Below are 15,491 nucleotides of genomic sequence, written 5' to 3' on the forward strand. Positions count from 1 at the left end.
CCCTGCAAGGGCCAGCCCCCAGGTTCTACTGGGGGCCGAGCGAACAGCGAGCTACGCAACGTAGCGCCCACGCGAAAGCGTGGGAGGCCCCTCCCGCTTTTGTTCAATCTACCAATTCTCCAAGGTATCCTCTACCCTATTTATCATTTCTTCCGTCACATCCAAATGAAAAGTGAGTCGAATGGTTTGAGGGCCGAAAGCAACACCCAATATTCCTTTTTCTTCCAGCTTTTCCAGAAAATCAGCAGCTGTAGTCTCTCCGGCAAGGTCAAAAATGACAATGTTAGATTGAACGGGTCTGACGGTTTCCACATAGTCTTTGGTTGCCAAAATTGCTCCAATCTTACGAGCGCGCTCATTGTCGATGGCCAGTCGATCCACATTGTTTTTCAGTGCGTAAAGGCCAGCAGCAGCGAGGTAACCCGCCTGGCGCATTCCTCCGCCCATAACTTTGCGCAGACGGCGGGCTTTCTTGATGAAAGCTGCCTCCCCCAATAGCAACGAACCGACGGGAGCGCCCAGGCCCTTGCTTAGGCAAATAGAAACACTATCAAAGGCCGCGCCCCAATCAGAGGGAGACTCCCCAGTTTCTACCAACGCATTAAAAAGGCGGGCGCCATCAAGATGCAGTGCCAATCCCTTTTCAGAACAAAGCGCCCTAATGGGTTGAATTTCTGGCAATTGGTAAATACTGCCGCCGCCCTTGTTGCAAGTGTTTTCGATTACGACTAAGCGAGATACCGGCAACCAATCGTAATCGGGTTTTATGGCAGCAGCTATTTGGTCGGCAGTAATCTTCCCGTTGGTGCCTTGGAGTAGGTTCATGCTTACGCCTGAATGAAAGGCGTAGCCGCCTGTTTCATATTGGTACACGTGGCTGGTATAGTCGCAAATCACCTCGTCCAAGGGTTGGGTATGTGTCTTGATCGCGATCTGGTTGGTCATTGTCCCTGAAGGGCAAAAAAGGGCCTTTTCTTTACCAAAAAGCGCAGCAGTATAGGCTTCCAATTCATTGACAGTGGGGTCTTGACCAAATACATCATCCCCTACTTCGGCCGCCATCATTGCGGCCAGCATGGCCTGGGAGGGCTTGGTGACGGTATCGCTTATTAGGTTTATCATGTTGGATTGTTTTTTTTCTAAAAGCTAAATAAGTTAATATTTACAACATATTGCCACCGCACCCAGAAAGATATTAGGAACGTGTGGTTCATTTTGTGCCTTTTGTTGGGGGAGCTTCATTTAGCCACAAGCTAATCGTACCAATGCAATCATACATTTGATAAAAATCATGCCCTACCCTACAGAAACATCAGCTAACAAACACTCCGAATAGCTGATCTTAATAATCTAACCAAGGTTATCCCGATCATGACTTACCAGAAACATCAGCGATATGTATTTCGCTTTCTCCTTCTTGGGTTAATAGCCCTAACTTTCTCCACTTGTAGTGCCCCCGAGGTTGGAGAATTCCCCATTGATACCAGTGCAACAGCAGTTATTCCTCCTATTGAGAAAAAGCACTATGTGCTGGAACAAAACGTACACCTCAAAGACTATTTCAACTTTTTGGACAAGACCATTCCTGTTCTGGATACCATGGTCCCTTTTCCTTTGGACGAATACCTTTTAGTTCAACATAATTCATGGATCATTGATACGCTTGAGAATACTGACTACTACCGACAAAAAGAAGCTGGAAATGTTGTCCTCGATGCTGGATCAATGACAATTTTAGCGCTTGGAGACACCTTGTTTTTGCCCAATGAAGCCGATTATCAAAAAGCCCTTCCGTTGCGGTCACAAACGATAATTGATGTGAACATTCCTGAGTTTCGGTTACGAATCATGGTGGAAGATAGTATCTACTATACTTTTCCGGTAAGGGTGGGCCAAAATCGAAGTAAGTATTTGGCCATGGCTGGCCGCAAAGTAGATTTACGCACACATGCTGGCGAGGGTACCATTGTGCGTGTTAATCGAAAACCATCCTTTATTAATCCATCCAACAATCACCCTTACACCAGCACTCAGCGGGATGATGGCATTCGAACTGCCCTACCATTGGTGCCCTGGATTGAACCGGCTATTAATGGGCAGCGTTATGGGCAGCTCATCCACCCCACTACTAACCCCGTCACTCTTGGCAAGGCTTATTCAAACGGGTGTATAGGCATGGCAGAAGGACCTATGTGGCGAGTCTATTATTATGCGCCATTAGGTACAAAAGTTCGGTTTCGCTATGACCTAGAAGTTCCCGGCACTGATGGGAATACTATTCAGCTTCCTGATATTTATCCTGGTTATCGCACTAAGCGACCGCTTGCCAAGGCAGACTTATTCCCTTCAAAACAACTGGATGCCCTCTCTATTTGTGATTGTCGGTAAAGGTATTGCCAAAAGAAAGTTTACGGGGCTGAAACGGCCAATTAACAGGTTTATCACGGTAATAATAGCAATGGACTCCCCTCACGAACCAACCCAATTACACAATTGTTATTCTTTAAACCTAAACGCGCTACGACATGAAATCATTTTCTACCCTATTCCTGCTCTCTTTTCTTCTTCTGAAGCTAACCAGCTGTAGCATTGCACAAAAATCTCAACTCAATACGGATAAAGAAAAGCTAAGTATTGCCATTGTCCCCTGTGAAGTTGTAGGGCTAAAGCATCTACCCTTTGACTATTCCTTGTCACAGCAACTTGCAATTCAGACCTCCATTAGTAGTAACTTGCAATCAACAGTTTACCACGAACTAGCTGATCAGCTAGACGCCCACTATCCCACTTCTTTAACATTACAGTCGCTTTCTGAAACAAATGCATTGTTGGATATAAAGGGAATATCTTTGAAAGAAAGCTGGGAACTACCTACTGCTACACTCGCTAACTTACTGAATGTAGATGCCGTTTTGAGAATATCCATACGAGATTCCCCTGCCAACGTTACCAGAACATCAGGAACCAATGACAACCCCGGCGCACCACAAGATGATAACAACATTTGGCAAGACACTGGTGAAACATTTGTTTCCGCTGGCTTATTTGATGGTGATTCAGGTATACCTTTATGGAGTACTGGATCACCTAAACAGCTGGGGCGAAAGCACGAGGTTATTGCGCGTAGGATAGCGCGTAGAATCAATCGTTTCTTCCCTTAGCACCTGACATTAATCATTCCTTCTACTAACAGGGGTCATTTCTCCTTCACAAGGCTATGCTTAATTTTGGTTTGACACCTCTTAGAGAGGTATAAAACCAAAATAAATGAATATCCTTTGTCCTATCGATTTTTCCAATACCTCCGTCAAAGCATGTGGATGGGCTGCACGATTTATGCAACAAACGGGAGGAGGGACGCTACAACTTCTGCATTGTGTGAATGTCGTTAGCCGTTCAGCGATGTTCATCAGAATGGATGACATCTTTAAAGAACAAGCAGAAAACGATTTCAAGGAGCTCTTACCCAAAGTCAGGGCACTCGCTCCGGATGTGGAAGTATCCGCAAAAATTGTTTTCCGTGAACCGAAGACCTTCATCCCTGACTATGCCGGCCACCATAAATTTGACCTCATTGTTAATGGTACCAAAGGCCTGACGGCGCTCAAGGACATCACCATTGGTAGTGTTACCGCCTACCTGATGGACCGTAGCCCGGTGCCTTTACTTACCATACCAGAAGAGGCCGAGTTTCGCCCTGTTCAGAAGATCATTCTGGGGGTTGATTCTGAAGTCACTGAAGCGGCTGCCTTTCAGACGATCATAAACTTGGCTCGTAAAGCAAAAGCTGAATTGATTTTTGTAAATACGAACGAAAAAATCACTTCTGTAGAAGAGACAGAAGCTTTCACATTGCAAATAGAAGGCATCAGTAGCAAAGGCTTCGTCATTCCGCAAGGTGTCTCCATTCCTCAAGCACTGACCGATTTTAGTGTACAACAAGAGGCCGACATCCTGGTGCTGGTCCACCGCAAACGGCAGTGGTACGAAAGACTCTTTAAAACCAGTGTTGCCAAAGAAGAGCTTTTCAAAATCAAAACCCCTTTGTTGATTCTACCGATGGATGCTGAATAACCTTTCCTTCACTTCAACCTTGTTCAGATGACTCGCTTCCTTATCATTGTATTGATCAGTCTGTTTTTCCTCAATCAGGAAGAACATTCCACTATTCCTCCGTTTATTTTTCCCGAACTCGACCAAGCTGCTTCCCTACTTTGGCTAGCCGCAGAAGAGCAATCACCTGAGGCGGTAAAAATAGCCCGTGAAAACTTAGCCCAAGAGTGGCAGCAAAGCAGGGATGAAGTTTTGGATTTCCCTATTACTGCTTACAATCCGTATCTACTTACGGGTACTCTGGATGGCATGATTCAAGAAATGAGCAAGGCGGAAGCCAGGAAAGATTATTCCGAGTTGCTGGAATTAAGCGACCGGTTCCTGTGGGAATTTCAAACCATTCGCGAGTTTCATCGGCAGAATTTTTATCCTCTAGACTTGTGGTGGGAGGTGCAAGCTATTTTCCAAGAAGTACATGCAGCAACCGACGATCCTCAATTAGGATTACTAGAATGGCAAGAGTTAGAATGCCTCTTCGACGAGATGGTCTGCCATCTTGCTGATTATGAAAATCGAGCAGAGAATTACCTGACACAGTTTGCGCCCGAAGTAGATGAAGATGCCCACAAGGCTGCAATGAACCAGGTTTATCAATGTATTGGCGACTACCAAACTGCCTTGGCTAGTGGATACCAAGAACGTCTAACATGGCCTTGTGATCAATTGAACGACGGGTTAAAAGCAGTTTTACGATGCTACCTGCCAACCGATTCTTTACAACTTTAAGATAAAGAAAGCCGTAGTACCTGGGTACTACGGCTTCAAAATTATTCATCATTATAAACTTAATCTTTAGCGCGCTTTTATCGCATTCGTCAGTTAGCAATTGCAGCACCCTGGAAAGCGTAAGTCAGTAAATCATAAGTGGTGACGATTCCTAAAATACGCTGATTCTCATCGACAATTGGAATAGCATGGAAAAGGTTTTCTCGGAAATATCCGGCAGCCATCAACACACTATCGTCAGGATTCAGTACTGCAACTTGCTTGCTCATTACTTCGCTAGCCAATAATGAACGAAACACAGCTTGGTTGATTCGTTCTGCGGCAGCTCGCTTAAAGAGTGTAAACGAATCCTGTAGTTGGTAATAATCCGACTTGCTAATCATTCCAACCACCGTACCGTCTTTTTCAACAACTGGCAAGTGGTGGATATTTTTTTTCTCGAAGATATCACTCACTACATCCATCGTCGTGGTCAGGTGCACAGTGATGACATTGGTAGTCATAATATCTCCTAAACGGCGGTTAGTGTCCATGATTCCTTATTTGGTTAGTATAAAATTATTGGTTTGCCTGCTCCAAAAACCTAATAATCATCACCTAAAGCCATGATTTTGCTCATTCGTCTTTTACACTCCCTGACAAAAATCAATATCAACCCTGACACTCATCAAACCATAACTCATTGTTTTTAAAGAACTTACTCTATAATTTACTTACTAAAAAACAGCTATCATGAAAATCCATGATCTTCTTGCTCTTCTGCTACTTTTGTTAGGCGTTTTCAGCTGTGAACCTCCTGTCGTTTTTACGGAAGCTCAGCCTGATGTTGTCCCTTCCAGCACACATTTTCAGAAAACGTACCAAGGCATTTACCTGTGTACCGGTGATTCCGCAACCGTTAGAATTGGAGAAAAGACCATCATTAAGGAGCGTCACATTCAGTTTGAATCCACGCTAGATGAAATTAAAGAAACAAAGGGCATTTATATTGATGGTGAATACCTTTATATTGAAGAATTGGATCTCCCTGTTCCCATTGAATACCTGGATGGTGAAATCGTTACGGGTTCTTTTTTTATTGCCGACACGCTCTTTCAAATTGGCCCTGAACAGGTACTCAAATATTATAAAGGCCACCAAGTGCTCAATCGAAAACTCGAAAACAAGCACTGGGAAACGAGCATACTCAGTAAAGATAAAGAAGGAAATTTGACCCTCTGGACCACCCAGCTTCCAGAGGATTTGGAGCAACTAAAAGCCATCACCCCTGTCGAGGATGTCTCAACACCAGAACATACCCGCTACCTCATTTCACCCAATATTGCGGAGTTTCGTAAACTCCTGGATAGCAAGCTCATCTTTGAGGTTTGTGATTACTTTGAACGCATGGACCCCTCGATATAGCACTACCTATTCCCTCAACAAGGTGGGCGACAATCCTGGTATTCCTACCTGAACCGTCGCCCAATAACCAGCATATAATTATTTTAATCAATTGCTTCAACAGCAATTATCGTCCTTACTTCACGACTAGCGTGGGGATGTGCTTATTGCCAGCAAGTACGCTTTCCGTAACACTTCCCAAGAGTAACAACTCCACTTTGGAGTGACCACGAGCCCCCATGACGATGAAGTCGACGTCCTGTTCTTTAGCATAATCCATGACGTAGTGAGCAATACCTGGCCGGTCTTTTTCAACCAATTGCTGCTCAACATTTTCTTCCCCTTCAGACAAGTGAGTCGCAATAAACGCATCGAAGGCCGCCATGCGATCTTCCTCTACCATTCTTCGAAATTCCGTTTCGGTTTTGCTCATCATATAAGCAGATACATTAGGCATCTCATATACATTGAGGGCTAAGATCCGTGCTGGTTCTGCCAAGCGCTTATTGATAGCAACTGCAGCCTTTAAAGCACGGGCAGAGTACGCTGAAAAATCAACGGGGACCAGAATAGTACGTAGGCTTCTTCTTGCCTGTTCGGGAACAACCAGTGCATTAGAGGTAACCTTACGGGCCAGATTTTTTGCTAATATGCCGTGGCTATTAGCAAAACGTTTTTGACCAATAACCACCAAATCTGGCGTTAATGCCTCCGCTTCTATCAGTAATTCCTCCAACGGGCTACCTTCGTCTACTTTGTATTTTACGCTCTTGATTCTGCCGTTCGTCAGGAGTCTGCTAATTTCACCTCCCATACGATTGACCAAGGTTTCCTTAAGTATATTCACACCACTTAGTGGCATTACCTCTTTGCGGAACATAGGTGTCAAAAGGTCAAACTCAGGCACTACATGAAGGAAAAAACCAGCATTCACAGGGATGATTTCCGAAAGAAAATCCAAATACTGTAGGAGTGCTTCATCCGCGCCTCCCATTTCAAGGCCCATTAATAACTGCTTGACTTCTAAAGCCGGAATTCCTTCTGTTTCCCAGCCGGTTACTTTTTCTTTTATTGCTTCCATGATTAATATTTTTTTTTAAATAGCCTGTATTGAATGAAGACCTTTCCTATTCTGCACGCCTAATGTCCAATCATCTGTAGATGTTGTCTGGAGCCACAAATCATTGGAACGGCGAAACACCTGAATATGTAGCCCAAAACGTGTCTCCATTTCTTGCTCAAAGTCGGCCACTGGCTTTTCTGCATCCAACTGCATTTCTCCATCTAACAAATTAGGACTGATCTCGCCCAGAGAAAGGTTATCTTTGTATTCCGTCTTTTTAGGCGAACCCTCATGATCCTGATGTTCTTTTTGATAGAACTTTATCTTTAGACCAGGAAATACCACATGGAACTCCCCCTGTAATTCGCCAACGGTTCGGGTAGAATGAATAAGCATAACGTAAGATTTTGATTCTTCGGCAATTCGCTATTGGCCTAAGCCAGCTAATAGCCTTAGAAGAATATTTACGGTAATATCTACGAATTCAATAGGAAGTGTGATGACGTCAGTCAGAAATAGGACTGATCTTTGTCAATCATTGGCTAACAACAAGCGGGTTCTGGCAGGTAGTCTATTTAGTAATTCTCTAGAAATCTGCCCATTAACAAAAGAGGATAAGGGGACGAATTGCCAGCTTAAGCTAAGCGCTTGGGCCTCAAATTGAACCAGCAAGATGGAATCAGGTTGGAAGTTTTTGACGTAATCAGGAGGGTACTCTTTATCCAAGCTATTATTGATTCCCGAACCTACCAAGTGGATACTATCAGGTGTTGTAATGGAATAGCCTTTACTGACCATACCAACATCACCGCTGATGGAAACAACCTGAATCCCTCGTTCTCGAATAGTTTTTAAGCGTGGGTAAATTTCAGCCGTAAAGTCTCCTCCCTCCCGGCAATCTGGCCGAACGGGCATAGCCCTAATATTATCCAACAAGAGCGTATCGCCTTTCTCGTTGACTTTTAACTCATTGAAAAGGCCATGATGATGCAACAGCACCAGATGAGAAGCAGCTTGTACCGTATCCAATACCGACTTTAGCCAGTGCAACTGGGCTTCTTTTTCTTCACAGTCTTCCTGAGCAGGCGCCCAAGGGTGATGCCAAAACAGATTGGTATTCAAAACAATAAGCTGCAAACCATTTTGCCAATAGGTGGTATACGCAGGGCGGCCAGTAGCTTGTAGAAGGAGGTCAGCATCACCTTCCAATAAATCATGATTCCCCCAAGCCCACTGGGTTTTAGGGCTCTTTAGATCAAAAAGGCTATCAAGATAAGTCAGTGTAGTAGGAGACTTGCTGGTACGCGCACATACATCACCTCCTAACCATACCCCCTGATATTGAGAAAAATCCAGTAACTCCAACCGGGGATCAATCCGATTTTCTACCAGCCAATCGTAGGGATGCCCAAGAAAAATAAATTGTTGAGAAGAATCTTCTACTGCCGGAGCTGGGGGTTGACAGGCAGTAATAATACAAAACACTACTAATGCAATAATAGCGCCGAGGCTAATTATTGACCTTTTCGATCTTTTCACGGCGCAAGCATTTTTTCCAACTCTTTCTGCAAATGCAAGACGTCATCCAGTTGTTCACTGTGCTGCATTCGAGTGGATAAATCCTGGATAGTTTCCAGCGAAACAGTCTCGCGTTCTACTTCCCAGCGCAGGTTTTCCATCTTTGCCAACTCGTCGTAGTGCTTTTCCCTGTATTTGTCTAGCTCCGCCTTTTTCTCTTCAAGAGCCGTAAGCAGTTCATGCTGTTTCAATAAGGTGTTTAACTTTTGTAGGCACTGCTCGTAGAAAATGATCTTGGTATTACGCAGTTGCAACTCTTGTTCAAAACCTTGAACCAAATGTTCCGTTTGCGATTTCATGCCCGCGTTTAGTTTTGTAGCGCTTTTTAGTTTTTGCTTTAAGTCGCGGAGGCTTTTCTCGATATTGGCCCGTTCTTCTTTCAAACGCAACAATTGGCCTTCACAATCAGAGATTTTGCCTGCAATTTGCCCTGCTGTTGTGCTTTCATAAGCTTTTTGGGCTTTTTTTTCCTTCAAGGTATTGGTAAGAAAATACACCAATACCATAGCCAGTAATACCACCAAAATGATAATCAGTAAAAACCTGACAACCGGTAATATGCGGATCAGAAAAAGAAGGGATAACAATACCACACCTCCAATTAAAGCCAGTCGAATAACATCTATACTACGCATAAATCAAAGCTAAGATTTTTTCAGCAGCTCCTAAACATTTTCCTCCCCTATCAAGTTAATGTTTTTTGTCCTTAGCATTGCGCAGAAAATAAAGTGCGATTTTTCTAAGTTTTCCAAATAGTTAAAACACTTAAAATGAAGCGCTTATTCAACTATTGTGAAAAACAAAATCGCTTTTTATTTTCGTGCTGTTCCTTATATAGTTTTGAAACATTTTCGGAATCCCCGGATGGCTTTCGTATTTTTGCGCCAAAGCAATCTGCATGCAATTTTTACAAGAGCTTCAGGAACGTTACATCCAGGAATTCAGTAACAATGTTCCACTCAGCGAATTCTTACTCAATATACTGATTGCCAGTATACTTGCTGGAATACTTCGCCTATTCTATATCCATTTCGGCAATGCCATCTCCAACCGGCGGCGGTTTGCCAACAACTTCCTGCCTTTGGCATTGGGTACATTGCTAATCATTATGATTGTCAAATCCTCGATTGCGCTTTCGCTGGGGCTCGTAGGGGCACTTTCTATTGTCCGCTTCCGAGCAGCCATTAAAGACCCTGAAGAACTCGTCTATCTTTTTATGACTATTGGCGTGGGCCTTGCCTGCGGTGCCAACCAACCGATCCTCGCAGGTATTGCTATTGTGGTTATCCTGGCAGTTCTCTGGATCAGCAAGTTGATCAACGGAGAAACAAAAGGTAATGCCGGTCGACTGTTCATCAATATCAGTACTGACCTCGATGACTTGGAAAAAGTCTCTGCGGTACTCATTGCGCACTTACCTTACGTAGAACTTAAACGGCTCGACACCCTCGAAAAAGGCCTGGATCTGTCTTTTGTTGGCCGAGCAGATAACCCCGAACAACTGAACAAGCTGCAAAAGGAAATTCGCAATTTATCCGAGGGCACTCGTCTTTCCCTGCTTGAACAACCAGAACTCATCGTCTGATGCGGCTTACTCCGGCACAAGGTCCTTCCCCCTTGCGGCGAGAACGTCTGCTCTTAGCTGCCGGATTACTACTATCCGGTGCGCTGCTCTTTTGGTTATTGTGGCGACCCTCCCCTCCTTCTGTATCTCAATCGACGCTACTAAGCTGTGGTGCCGAACAACAACAAGGGGAATACTTTGTACATGATGATTATCAGTTTTCAGGTGTATCTTACCGCAACCGTGAACAAGTCCGCAATGGCCGCTACAGTATTTCTTTGCCAGCAGATGGCCAAACCCATTATGGCTTCACCGTCAACTTGCAAAATGTGCAACCCGGTGGAGTTTATGAAGTAAGTGTCTGGAGTTTTGGCAATAGTCAAAAAAGCGGCAAACTAGCCATCCAGGGACGAGAACCGGCTGGTTTTTATGAAGAAACAGCGGCCACTACGACCCAAGACCAAAAAGGTTGGGAACAACACCTTGTCCGTTTCAATATCCCTTTTCAAAATGCTCCTCAAGAACTGAGTATTTACGTTTATACCAATGGCAGCCAGCAAGTTTTTTTTGATGATCTGCAGATTGAAAAAATCACCCAATGGGATGCCAGTACCTTCCAACCCACACAGATACAACTTCGACTGGATGGCAAAGCGCTGGGGCAGCTAGAAGAAAAACGAAACGAAGCACTACGAAAAGGGCTCTTGCAAACTGGTGAAGGAGACTGGGTCGATGCTACCCTCTCCGAAAACGATACTACCCGAGAGGTCAAACTACGCCTCAAAGGCGATTGGCTCGATCACCTGCGCGGTGACAAATGGTCTTTTCGTATAAAACTTAAAGGCCAACAAGCTTGGCGGGGCTTGCGTACTTTTAGCCTTCACACCCCTGCGGCCCGCTACTATCTACACGAATGGCTGCTGCACCAATACTGGCAGGACCGGGGTGTACTTACTACCCGCTATGACTTTATTGAACTCATTGTCAATGGAGAATCCCGCGGTATCTACGCATACGAAGAGCACTTTGAAAAACAACTAATTGAGGCCCAGCAACGGCGTGAAGGCCCTATCGTGAAATTTCAGGAAGATGGCTTCTGGGCGGGCATTTCTCGTCAATTTGCACACCACGGTTTTGTGCGCCCTGGCAGTAACTACAGTGCCGACACCCCCGCCAATGCGCCTATCACTGCCTTCAACGAGGAAGAACTGCGGGCTGATACGACACAAGCTCGCCTTCTACAAGATGCATTATCACTACTGGAACAGTACCGCCAGGGAAACAAAAGCGCCGAAGACATCTTTGATCTACCGCTACTTGCACGCTATTATGCAGGCTGCGACCTTTTCAATGCCTACCACGGCATCGTTTGGCACAACCAGCGGTTTTATTACAACCCTATCACCGCGAAACTCGAACCCATCGGCTTCGACGGCTTTGCGGAAGCACCTTCTCGCCGCTACCACTTTCTCGCCGAAGGCACACTCCATCGAGAAGCTCCCGAAAGCACTAGCTTGCCCGCATTCCTGTTACAGGATTCGGCTTTTATGACCACTTATATTTCCGTTTTAAAAGACCTCACCCTCACCGAAAACTGGGAAACTTTCTTCAGAAAACACGAAGCTGCCTGGACAGCTCGCTTACAGTGGCTACAGCTGGAATTCCCAAACTATCAACCCGAGAAAAAAACCTTTGCGGAAGAGGTTGCCTTTGTGCGTTCTCATCTACTTCCCTTTCGGGAAAACGTGCTGCGCAGCTACCAGACTTCGCCGGAAGAAGTCCTCGTTGAAAATACACATACCTTACCGATTGTACTTAAAGGGTATGGTATTGGCCCTGACTACCAAACAGGAACCTTTCCTGCTCCAATCTGGCTGCCAGCGGGCGCCGTGCGTAGTATGTTTAGCAAACTGCAAACCAACTCGGAAGCATTGCCATTTCGGAGCCTTGATTTTTGGGACAAACAGGCCCTGGCGTTTCAGGACATCCCTTCCATGACGCCAATAAAAATACCGCAACAGGCTAATTTCATCTTCCTTCAGTTACCGGGCTGGGATACGCTCATTTCGGCACCTATCAGGCGCCTTGAACCACCACAAACGGTACAAATTTCGGCGCAAGCCTACCAAACAGGGAGTGAGCCCGAGGACTTTGAACAACTTCATTGGGACACCGAAACACAAGTGGTTACCATTCCGGCAGGTGAACACCGGTTGAACCGCGATCTTATCATCCCCAAAGGCTATGGACTCCGGATTACTGCCGGAGCCAATATCTTTTTAGAAAACACCGCTGCAATTATCAGCTACGGCCCCGTACGCGCGCTGGGCGAAGAAGAAACGCCCATCTATATTCAATCTGAAGATGGAACAGGCCAGGGCCTCCAGGTGATACAAGCTCCTGCCGGATCTATCTTGCGTGGTGTGGTCTTTCGCAAGCTGCGCAACCTACGCAAAGGCAACTGGCAACTTACCGGCGCCGTTACTTTCTACGAGTCGGCCGTCCAAATAGTAGGATGTCGATTTCTGGACAACCAGAGTGAAGATGCTCTAAACATTGTACGATCAACCTTTGAAATGACGCATAGTCTTATTCAAAATACCAGCTCCGATGGCTTTGATGCAGATTTCTGTAAAGGCATCATCAAGGAGAGTGCATTCCGAAAAACAGGAAATGACGGTGTGGATTTCTCAGGAAGTATCATTACCTTAGAGAAGGTCGAAATGCAGGATTGTGGTGACAAAGGGGTCAGTGCTGGTGAAGCCAGCGACATTACCCTCATTGATGCCAATATTTTGGACTGCAACATTGGCTTGGCCAGTAAAGACCAGTCGACACTTTACGTACGCCGAGGCCAACTGCAAAACTGTTTGCAAGGAATGGTTGTTTTCCAAAAGAAGCCCGAATTTGGCCCTGCATACTTGCTTGTTGAGCAGGTAGCATTTGAAAATATAGCACGCTTATACCAAATTGGGCCAGGTAGTCGTTTGCAGATCGACGAAAAGCTTTATTTTGAATGAACTGGTTATTGCGCAAAAAATAAATAGAGCGTTCTCTGTAGTTTTTCTAATAGCTAACACGCTTTAAATGAACCGCTTTGCCAGCTATTAAAAAAACGAACGCTCTATTTATTTTTGTGCTGTTTCTTACTGAACCAAAAACTATTAATTCCATGCGCACAATTCTCCTCACTACACTTATTCTTGTCGGGACTATTTCTATTTCGTCGGCACAAACTTTCCAGTGGAATACACCACAAGATCAGCAGGCCCCTGCCAACAACGATCCACTGATTGATCAAACTGGTTATGCCCTTTTTTATGCCGATTACCTTGAAGGCAACCCAACAGCGTTAGGCGAAATTTATCGCCACGACCTCATGACCGCTGCACATCCGAAGTTACCCTTGGGGACTATCGTTAAAGTTACTCGTCTCGACAACGGCTTATCTACTACGGTACGTATTAATGACCGTGGTGCCTATTGCGACGAATGTATCATCGACCTCAGTAGAGCTGCAGCTCAGCAAATTGATCTCCTTAGGGTCGGTCGCTCCAAAGTCAACCTGACGGTGATGGGCTTTAGCAATAATAACCCTCCCACCCCGGCTAATTACCAAGCCCCTGCGTCGGCCAACCAACTCGCTGCGCGGACGCCAGTAAGTGAATACAACTACACGCCACCGATAGAAAAGCCCCAAGATTTCCAAACCGCCAAGGGCGTAGAAAGCACCTACACAAGAACCTACCGTACAGAAAATTCTTTTGGTCACGATCAAATCATTCGTACTTACCAGGTACAAGACATTCCATCTGGTTATGACGGTACAGGCAACGCCATCAATCCATCGAACCAGAATGATCACCGCCCTGCAGCAGTCACCAAATCAGGAAGTAGCCCCGTTGCAAGCAATAGCCAGGTAGCCGTTCTTACGACAGCCATTAGTCCTTATGCGGTACAGCTTGCTTCTTACGGTGAATTTACCAATGCAGAGCGCCATGTTATGGCATTGCAGGCCAAAGGCTTCAATAGTGTCTTCGTGATGCAACAGCAACGCCAAGATGGTGGCATCATCAACCGGGTGATTGTCGCTCCTTTCAACTCGGCCACAGACGCCCACAACTACCTCGCCGAACTACGCCAGTACCATCAGATGGAAGGATTGGTGGTCTCGATGAAATAAAATATAGTTAGATGGTTGATTGTTGTTGGTTGGATGGTTTTGGGGTACACGTACATCAAAAGGTGCGGAGTGCTAGGTGCGGAAAACAACCAACGCTTACACACTTACACTTTTCCAACGCTTAAACCTTTTGGGTGCGGGGTGCGCTGAGTACTTCCCACTCTTACACGGTTCAAAACAATCCTTACAAGGCTCAATTTCACTTCCCCCTCGTAGGGCTGTGGCGAATTTGATCGCTGGTGAAAGTCTGGCCGGAAGTGGTATTGTCTTGTTCGATCAGTGGTACTCGCCAAGATGGGCAAAATGGGCCTAGATGTTTTCCAAAATCTTCATCATGCCCAAGCTTGATGGCGAGATAGCTGCTATCTCCTTTGGCTAGCTTAAAGTCCTCTATTCTCATCGAATGCATGCCGAGGTAGGCAAATTCCAGGGTATAAGTTAAGCTGTCCTGGATTTGCTTGAACTGATAATAAAAGTGACCATCAAAATCGGTTTCTGTGCCTCCCACCAAACGGTCGTTTTGGTATACAGCTATCGTTCCGAAGAGAACGGGATCATCGGTTTCTAGCTCTGTCACTAAGCCTGATAAAATAACTTGATTAGTATCCGCTGCTGAGGAGATAGTATTTATTTCCTGAACAAGAGAGGTACTAATGGCTTGTTTATCTACTACTCTGGAATAGATTTCGCAACTAGAAAGAAACATCAGGAGTATCAGCCAAAGATAAAGTGGCGTAAGCTTTTGTTGCTGAAAAAAATTAAGCGTGGAATAAGTTCTAAACATAGGTTCGTTTTTCATGCGAAAGGCAAAAGCAACTGATCTACTGGAAAGTTAAGGGTATTGCGTCGTTTGATCTTTAGAAACTGGCTCAGTGCGGCGG

The 15,491-nt window shown here is 45.2% G+C and carries 15 protein-coding genes; 8 read left to right on the top strand and 7 right to left on the bottom strand.

The features are described 5' to 3' along the window. Positions 1 to 108: 108 nt before the first annotated feature. On the bottom strand, positions 109 to 1,122 hold the full coding sequence (locus A3EU_RS0118985) for a threonine aldolase family protein (protein ID WP_020537781.1): 1,014 nt from the start codon (positions 1,120 to 1,122) through the stop codon (positions 109 to 111). A gap of 249 nt (positions 1,123 to 1,371) precedes the next feature. Between A3EU_RS0118985 and A3EU_RS31075 the strand changes: the two genes are divergently transcribed. The 4 genes from A3EU_RS31075 (at position 1,372) to A3EU_RS0119005 (ending at position 4,839) form a co-directional block, all read left to right on the top strand. Then, complete coding sequence (locus tag A3EU_RS31075) at positions 1,372 to 2,388, top strand: L,D-transpeptidase (protein WP_020537782.1); 1,017 nt, start codon at positions 1,372 to 1,374, stop codon at positions 2,386 to 2,388. A gap of 137 nt (positions 2,389 to 2,525) precedes the next feature. Then, on the top strand, positions 2,526 to 3,161 hold the full coding sequence (locus A3EU_RS0118995) for a hypothetical protein (protein WP_020537783.1): 636 nt from the start codon (positions 2,526 to 2,528) through the stop codon (positions 3,159 to 3,161). A gap of 106 nt (positions 3,162 to 3,267) precedes the next feature. After that, positions 3,268 to 4,074, top strand: a complete 807-nt coding sequence (locus A3EU_RS0119000; protein ID WP_020537784.1) for a universal stress protein — start codon at positions 3,268 to 3,270, stop codon at positions 4,072 to 4,074. A 27-nt stretch (positions 4,075 to 4,101) separates the two neighbouring features. After that, the gene (locus A3EU_RS0119005; RefSeq protein WP_020537785.1) at positions 4,102 to 4,839 is read left to right on the top strand and encodes a hypothetical protein; all 738 of its coding nucleotides are present in this window, start codon (positions 4,102 to 4,104) and stop codon (positions 4,837 to 4,839) included. Positions 4,840 to 4,928: 89 nt separating this feature from the next. Here the strand turns inward: A3EU_RS0119005 and A3EU_RS0119010 are convergent, their stop codons facing one another. Continuing rightward, a complete protein-coding gene (locus A3EU_RS0119010) occupies positions 4,929 to 5,372 on the bottom strand; it encodes a CBS domain-containing protein (RefSeq protein ID WP_020537786.1) in 444 nt (147 codons plus the stop codon). 199 nt (positions 5,373 to 5,571) lie between these two features. Between A3EU_RS0119010 and A3EU_RS0119015 the strand changes: the two genes are divergently transcribed. Beyond that, on the top strand, positions 5,572 to 6,243 hold the full coding sequence (locus A3EU_RS0119015) for a hypothetical protein (RefSeq protein ID WP_020537787.1): 672 nt from the start codon (positions 5,572 to 5,574) through the stop codon (positions 6,241 to 6,243). A gap of 115 nt (positions 6,244 to 6,358) precedes the next feature. Here A3EU_RS0119015 and A3EU_RS0119020 read toward each other — a convergent pair whose 3' ends face one another. From A3EU_RS0119020 to A3EU_RS0119035, 4 genes are all read right to left on the bottom strand, one after another. Then, positions 6,359 to 7,303 carry a universal stress protein gene (locus tag A3EU_RS0119020; protein WP_020537788.1) on the bottom strand — a complete coding sequence of 315 codons (945 nt, stop codon included), beginning with the start codon at positions 7,301 to 7,303 and terminating at the stop codon, positions 6,359 to 6,361. A 15-nt stretch (positions 7,304 to 7,318) separates the two neighbouring features. Continuing rightward, positions 7,319 to 7,681: a hypothetical protein gene (locus tag A3EU_RS0119025; protein WP_020537789.1), complete on the bottom strand. Its 363-nt coding sequence runs from the start codon at positions 7,679 to 7,681 to the stop codon at positions 7,319 to 7,321. Between the two features lie 135 nt (positions 7,682 to 7,816). Next, entirely contained in the window at positions 7,817 to 8,824 is a 1,008-nt protein-coding gene (locus tag A3EU_RS0119030) for a hypothetical protein (RefSeq protein WP_156825825.1), read from the bottom strand. Beyond that, a complete protein-coding gene (locus tag A3EU_RS0119035) occupies positions 8,821 to 9,498 on the bottom strand; it encodes a hypothetical protein (RefSeq protein ID WP_020537791.1) in 678 nt (225 codons plus the stop codon). The genes A3EU_RS0119030 and A3EU_RS0119035 overlap by 4 nt, the downstream gene beginning before the upstream one ends. Before the next feature lie 263 nt (positions 9,499 to 9,761). On the opposite strand from A3EU_RS0119035, the gene A3EU_RS0119045 reads away from it, so the two are divergent. From A3EU_RS0119045 to A3EU_RS33075, 3 genes are all read left to right on the top strand, one after another. Continuing rightward, positions 9,762 to 10,448, top strand: coding sequence for a DUF4956 domain-containing protein (locus tag A3EU_RS0119045; RefSeq protein WP_020537793.1), 687 nt, complete (start codon positions 9,762 to 9,764; stop codon positions 10,446 to 10,448). Next, complete coding sequence (locus A3EU_RS0119050; protein WP_020537794.1) at positions 10,448 to 13,447, top strand: CotH kinase family protein; 3,000 nt, start codon at positions 10,448 to 10,450, stop codon at positions 13,445 to 13,447. The genes A3EU_RS0119045 and A3EU_RS0119050 overlap by 1 nt, the downstream gene beginning before the upstream one ends. A gap of 152 nt (positions 13,448 to 13,599) precedes the next feature. Beyond that, entirely contained in the window at positions 13,600 to 14,610 is a 1,011-nt protein-coding gene (locus A3EU_RS33075; protein ID WP_020537795.1) for a septal ring lytic transglycosylase RlpA family protein, read from the top strand. Positions 14,611 to 14,809: 199 nt separating this feature from the next. Here A3EU_RS33075 and A3EU_RS0119060 read toward each other — a convergent pair whose 3' ends face one another. Next, the gene (locus A3EU_RS0119060) at positions 14,810 to 15,394 is read right to left on the bottom strand and encodes a peptidase associated/transthyretin-like domain-containing protein (protein WP_020537796.1); all 585 of its coding nucleotides are present in this window, start codon (positions 15,392 to 15,394) and stop codon (positions 14,810 to 14,812) included. Positions 15,395 to 15,491 lie beyond the last annotated feature (97 nt).

Origin of the sequence: Lewinella cohaerens DSM 23179 (genome assembly GCF_000379805.1) — a bacterium.
GTDB classification, from domain to species: domain Bacteria; phylum Bacteroidota; class Bacteroidia; order Chitinophagales; family Saprospiraceae; genus Lewinella; species Lewinella cohaerens.